Below are 2,937 nucleotides of genomic sequence, written 5' to 3'. Positions count from 1 at the left end.
TATAGGTTAAGTCCTCGATCGATTAGTATCTCTCAGCTCCGTATGTCGCCACACTTCCACCCGAGACCTATCTACCTCATCATCTTTGAGGGATCTTACTTGTTTGAAACAATGGGAAATCTCATCTTGAGGGGGGCTTCATGCTTAGATGCTTTCAGCATTTATCCCGTCCACACGTAGCTACCCAGCGATGCCTTTGGCAAGACAACTGGTACACCAGCGGTGTGTCCATCCCGGTCCTCTCGTACTAAGGACAGCTCCTCTCAAATTTCCAACGCCCACGACGGATAGGGACCGAACTGTCTCACGACGTTCTGAACCCAGCTCGCGTACCGCTTTAATGGGCGAACAGCCCAACCCTTGGAACCGACTACAGCTCCAGGATGCGATGAGCCGACATCGAGGTGCCAAACCTCCCCGTCGATGTGAACTCTTGGGGGAGATAAGCCTGTTATCCCCGGGGTAGCTTTTATCCGTTGAGCGATGGCCCTTCCATGCGGAACCACCGGATCACTAAGCCCGTCTTTCGACCCTGCTCGACTTGTAGGTCTCGCAGTCAAGCTCCCTTATGCCTTTGCACTCTACGAATGATGTCCAACCATTCTGAGGGAACCTTTGGGCGCCTCCGTTACACTTTAGGAGGCGACCGCCCCAGTCAAACTGCCCGCCTGACACTGTCGCCTACCCCGCTAAGGGGTATGGGTTAGAATTTCAATTCAGTCAGGGTAGTATCCCACCAACGCCTCCCTCGAAGCTGGCGCTCCGAGTTCTAAGGCTCCTACCTATCCTGTACAGACTGAACCGAAATTCAATATCAGGTTACAGTAAAGCTCCACGGGGTCTTTCCGTCCTGTCGCGGGTACTGCGCATCTTCACGCAGAGTATAATTTCACCGAGTCTCTCGTTGAGACAGTGCCCAGATCGTTACGCCTTTCGTGCGGGTCGGAACTTACCCGACAAGGAATTTCGCTACCTTAGGACCGTTATAGTTACGGCCGCCGTTTACTGGGGCTTCAATTCAGAGCTTCGCCGAAGCTAACCCTTCCTCTTAACCTTCCAGCACCGGGCAGGCGTCAGCCCCTATACGTCACCTTACGGTTTTGCAGAGACCTGTGTTTTTGCTAAACAGTCGCCTGGGCCTATTCACTGCGGCTCTCTCGGGCTTTCACCCTAACAGAGCACCCCTTCTCCCGAAGTTACGGGGTCATTTTGCCGAGTTCCTTAACGAGAGTTCACTCGATCACCTTAGGATTCTCTCCTCACCTACCTGTGTCGGTTTGCGGTACGGGCACCTCCCGCCTCGTTAGAGGCTTTTCTTGGCAGCGTAGAATCAGGAACTTCGGCACAATTGCCTCGCGATCACAGCTCAATGTTAGAGAAACGGGATTTGCCTCGTTTCACACCTCACTGCTTCGACGCACACAACCAACGGTGCGCTTACCCTATCTTACTGCGTCCCCCCATCACTCAAGCGGCGGGGAGGTGGTACAGGAATATCAACCTGTTGGCCATCGCCTACGCTTTTCAGCCTCGGCTTAGGACCCGACTAACCCTGAGCGGACGAGCCTTCCTCAGGAAACCTTAGGTATTCGGTGGACAAGATTCTCACTTGTCTTTCGCTACTCATACCGGCATTCTCACTTCTAAGCGCTCCACACGTTCTTACGATCATGCTTCGACGCCCTTAGAACGCTCTCCTACCACTGATACCATAGGTATCAATCCGCGATTTCGGTAATCTGTTTAGCCCCGGTACATTTTCGGCGCAGCGCCACTCGACCAGTGAGCTATTACGCACTCTTTAAATGGTGGCTGCTTCTAAGCCAACATCCTGGTTGTCTGGGCAACGCCACATCCTTTTCCACTTAACAGATATTTAGGGACCTTAATCGGCGGTCTGGGCTGTTCCCCTCTCGACGATGGATCTTATCACCCACAGTCTGACTCCCGAACTTAAATCATCGGCATTCGGAGTTTGTCTGAATTCGGTAACCCGGGATGGGCCCCTAGTCCAAACAGTGCTCTACCTCCGAGATTCAATTGTTCGAGGCTAGCCCTAAAGCTATTTCGGAGAGAACCAGCTATTTCCAGGTTCGATTGGAATTTCACCGCTACCCACACCTCATCCCCGCATTTTTCAACATACGTGGGTTCGGGCCTCCAGTAAGTATTACCTTACCTTCACCCTGGACATGGGTAGATCACCTGGTTTCGGGTCTACGACACCGTACTTATTCGCCCTATTCAGACTCGCTTTCGCTGCGGCTCCACATTCACTGCTTAACCTTGCACGATATCGTAACTCGCCGGTTCATTCTACAAAAGGCACGCCATCACCCATTAACGGGCTCTGACTACTTGTAGGCACATGGTTTCAGGATCTTTTTCACTCCCCTTCCGGGGTGCTTTTCACCTTTCCCTCACGGTACTGGTTCACTATCGGTCACTAGAGAGTATTTAGCCTTGGGAGATGGTCCTCCCAGATTCCGACGGAATTTCACGTGTTCCGCCGTACTCAGGATCCACTCAAGAGTGAATTTGCTTTCAACTACAGGACTATTACCTTCTGCGGTGGACCTTTCCAGGTCGCTTCATTTAACAAATTCTTTTGTAACTCTATGTAGAGTGTCCTACAACCCCGAGAAGCAAGCTTCTCGGTTTGGGCTCTTCCCTGTTCGCTCGCCGCTACTAAGGGAATCGATTTTTCTTTCTCTTCCTCCGGGTACTTAGATGTTTCAGTTCTCCGGGTCTGTCTCACATTGCGCTATGTATTCACGCAAGTGTACTATTCCATTACGAATAGTGGGTTCCCCCATTCGGAAATCTTCGGATCAACGCTTACTTACAGCTCCCCGAAGCATATCGGTGTTAGTTCCGTCCTTCATCGACTTCTAGTGCCAAGGCATCCGCCATGCGCCCTTGTTCACTTAACCTAAA

1 rRNA gene is annotated in these 2,937 nt (G+C 51.8%); it reads right to left on the bottom strand.

The annotated features are described in order from the left end of the window. Positions 1–2 precede the first annotated feature (2 nt). Positions 3–2,933 (bottom strand): 23S ribosomal RNA (locus IRY55_RS13290). Positions 2,934–2,937 lie beyond the last annotated feature (4 nt).

Source organism: Savagea serpentis, assembly GCF_015351395.1.
GTDB lineage: Bacteria > Bacillota > Bacilli > Bacillales_A > Planococcaceae > Savagea > Savagea serpentis.
Note: the sequence above shows the minus strand (reverse complement) of the source record. Positions and strands in the feature narration are given on the sequence as shown.